The following is a 2270-nucleotide window of genomic DNA, read 5'->3' as shown; positions in this document are numbered from 1 at the left end:
GCTCGCTCTACTTTTATTGTCTGTTGCCAGCACTGCGTGGTTTCAAACACTGAGAGTAGATGTGTTTGCCAATTAAGAATGGCTTCACTGAGCACTATATCACTTCGCTGCCAACCTATCGTTGTTGCACTCTTAATACCTTGACTGTTCGACCAAGCATTAACTATGAGCGCGTTAATGTGGTTTTGAAGTGCAAACGCTAGAGCGGCTTGTTGTGTCAATGATGCGCGAAGCGTATGGGCTAATACATGTACCGCAGTTCTCAATTGTTCAGTGTTGTGTATGAATGCGTTTTCTATCCCAACAAGTTCAGGCTCTTTTGGTGTTGGTGATTGACCAAACCGAATAACGATAGGCGATTTATAGACAGCATAGGGCTTGCTAAACCTTATCTTTATCACTCGGTGCTTTCCTGCTCTTGTGATGGCAGTTTTGCTTGCACTCTGTCTACCGTTTCCGCATTGAACACGCCACTATCATCGAATATGGTCACCATGAGGTCAGGTTCAACCCCATATTGCTCTGGAGTGATAACCGTTATTTGTCCATTGCTTGGTATCGCGCCAAGCCAAATTGGCTCAAGTGTCATTCTATTTTGAACCAGCACACGCGTTGCATTTGTATCACAGTCTAGTTGCAACTGACCACGAGGGTTACTCACTTTATGACCTGTAAAATGTACTCTGAACATAGTTACCATTGTTCCATGTTTATCCAAATACCGCTTTCGTCAGAAGCGGCATAGCGCAATATCCAATATTGATGCCCATCAATTTCTTTTGTGGTTGGCCAATAGTGGTTTTGGCCAAGCCCCATAATGGTTTGGATCATACCGGGCATGTAACCTCGTAAGTTGGGTTTTACTGGGTCTTCAGGGTACAGAATTTGCGACATACTGGTACTTAATAGAGGGACTGAGCTGTAACCAATAATATCGTCATTAATATTAAGCAACTCATTGTTTGAGGTTAAAAGCGGTTTTCTTGGTGAATATGTTCTAAAACCATCAGAGTTATCAGCATGGTATATTTTTGGATGGTAGGATTGAGAGCTACTGTGTATTGTTTCGGTTATATAATCTAGTGTTTCCTGCCAAGTTGTTGAGGTGGTGTCTCCTCGATTTGGCGCGCAGAAAGCGATAAACTTCCCTGCATCAACTTCTAGCCTTGAGTGAATATCCCCACAAAACATTGAAAAGTTATACCAAGTGCCAGACTCAATAGTATATTTTCTTTCTGATAGGCTTCTTGTTTCATCAACCCATCCAAGAATTAAATAAAACGCATACCCTGTTCCTATGATGGTCCATGCTTTGGTGTAGTTAGTCGAGCTGTATATGGGATGTTTTAGCGCCTGCGAGTTTCCTGCATGGAACGGCGTTTCAGCATCAGTGTAAGTTTTTGCACTTTGAAAAAGCATCGGATTTGGGTATAGCGGTTGTTCCCAATCCAGCCCTTTTGGCCAAAACCTCACCATGCCACCTGAGCCAATCTCAGTATTGTTTTGATATACCACACCATTAATGTTGTCGTGTACTTTAGTCCAACCTAAAGGTTGTTTTGTACCGTAACCATCAACCAAGCAGGCATTAAGCACGGCCCTAATTTCATTGGCTGTACCGTACCCGGTATTTATTTGTGGCGCGTCTTCATCATCCCATCTGTAAACAGTTACTGGTGTTGTCATTAGTCTTTGTTTCCTCTAAATGCCAAAGTTGAAGAATCGTATTTAATCTCTGAATGCCCGGGTGAAACCGAGCGAGTTAACGCAATGGGTTTACTTGCTGTGGTGGTTTCAAATAAAAAGCATTCGCCGGGGTTTAGGCCCGCACCAAACGCTTCTTTACGAATGAGTAAGTAAGGTGCGCCTGCAAACGGGTTGATTGGCGCACAATCGGCGCTGGTTGAGCCGTGGTAAATAGTGCCCACATGCTCACCAATCAATTTATAATCTGTGGTGCTGGTAAACACGATGGCCCAGCGCTGAGCAATTGCGCCTATATTGCTAAGCTCAATTGGGTATTGAGTGGTGTTGATGGCACTGGAAGCGGGTGAGCCTGTTGCACCAAAATTGTTTTGCCAAGCGCTTAAAGTTCGCTCGTCTTTGGTGGTAGCTTGTAAGTCACCGAGCACATAGGCGCTTGATACGGTAGCCCCAGCGGGGTAAGTGCGTTTCAGCGGGGTTAAAATACGTAGCGTGCTGCCTTGAATATTGTCTACAGTCACAAGCTCTGACAACACCGCTGTTATGATGAACGGGCCAGTAAATGA

Annotated in this window: 3 protein-coding genes and 1 pseudogene; all 4 read right to left on the bottom strand. The window is 44.3% G+C overall.

What is annotated here, in order from left to right; translation table 11 throughout:
- A partial coding sequence (locus tag HC733_RS22020; protein WP_190367120.1) for a hypothetical protein occupies nt 1-401 on the bottom strand: 401 nt, incomplete at its 3' end.
- On the bottom strand, nt 398-691 hold the full coding sequence (locus HC733_RS22015) for a hypothetical protein (protein ID WP_190367119.1): 294 nt from the start codon (nt 689-691) through the stop codon (nt 398-400). The genes HC733_RS22020 and HC733_RS22015, both read right to left, overlap by 4 nt.
- A 2-nt stretch (nt 692-693) precedes the next feature.
- Nucleotides 694-1686 (bottom strand): hypothetical protein, encoded by a 993-nt coding sequence (locus HC733_RS22010; RefSeq protein WP_190367118.1) that lies wholly within the window; start codon nt 1684-1686, stop codon nt 694-696.
- Nucleotides 1686-2270, bottom strand: a pseudogene (locus tag HC733_RS22005) (hypothetical protein); the annotation flags it as partial. The pseudogene HC733_RS22005 and the gene HC733_RS22010, both read right to left, overlap by 1 nt.

It is taken from the genome of Pseudoalteromonas sp. S16_S37, assembly GCF_014694405.1.
GTDB lineage: Bacteria > Pseudomonadota > Gammaproteobacteria > Enterobacterales > Alteromonadaceae > Pseudoalteromonas.
Note: the sequence above shows the minus strand (reverse complement) of the source record. Positions and strands in the feature narration are given on the sequence as shown.

Bases quoted from the DNA above. Each gene is read 5' to 3' on its own strand.
- HC733_RS22010 (WP_190367118.1), bottom strand. From the start codon at position 1,686: ATGACAACACCAGTAACTGTTTACAGATGGGATGATGAAGACGCGCCA.
- HC733_RS22015 (WP_190367119.1), bottom strand. From the start codon at position 691: ATGTTCAGAGTACATTTTACAGGTCATAAAGTGAGTAACCCTCGTGGT.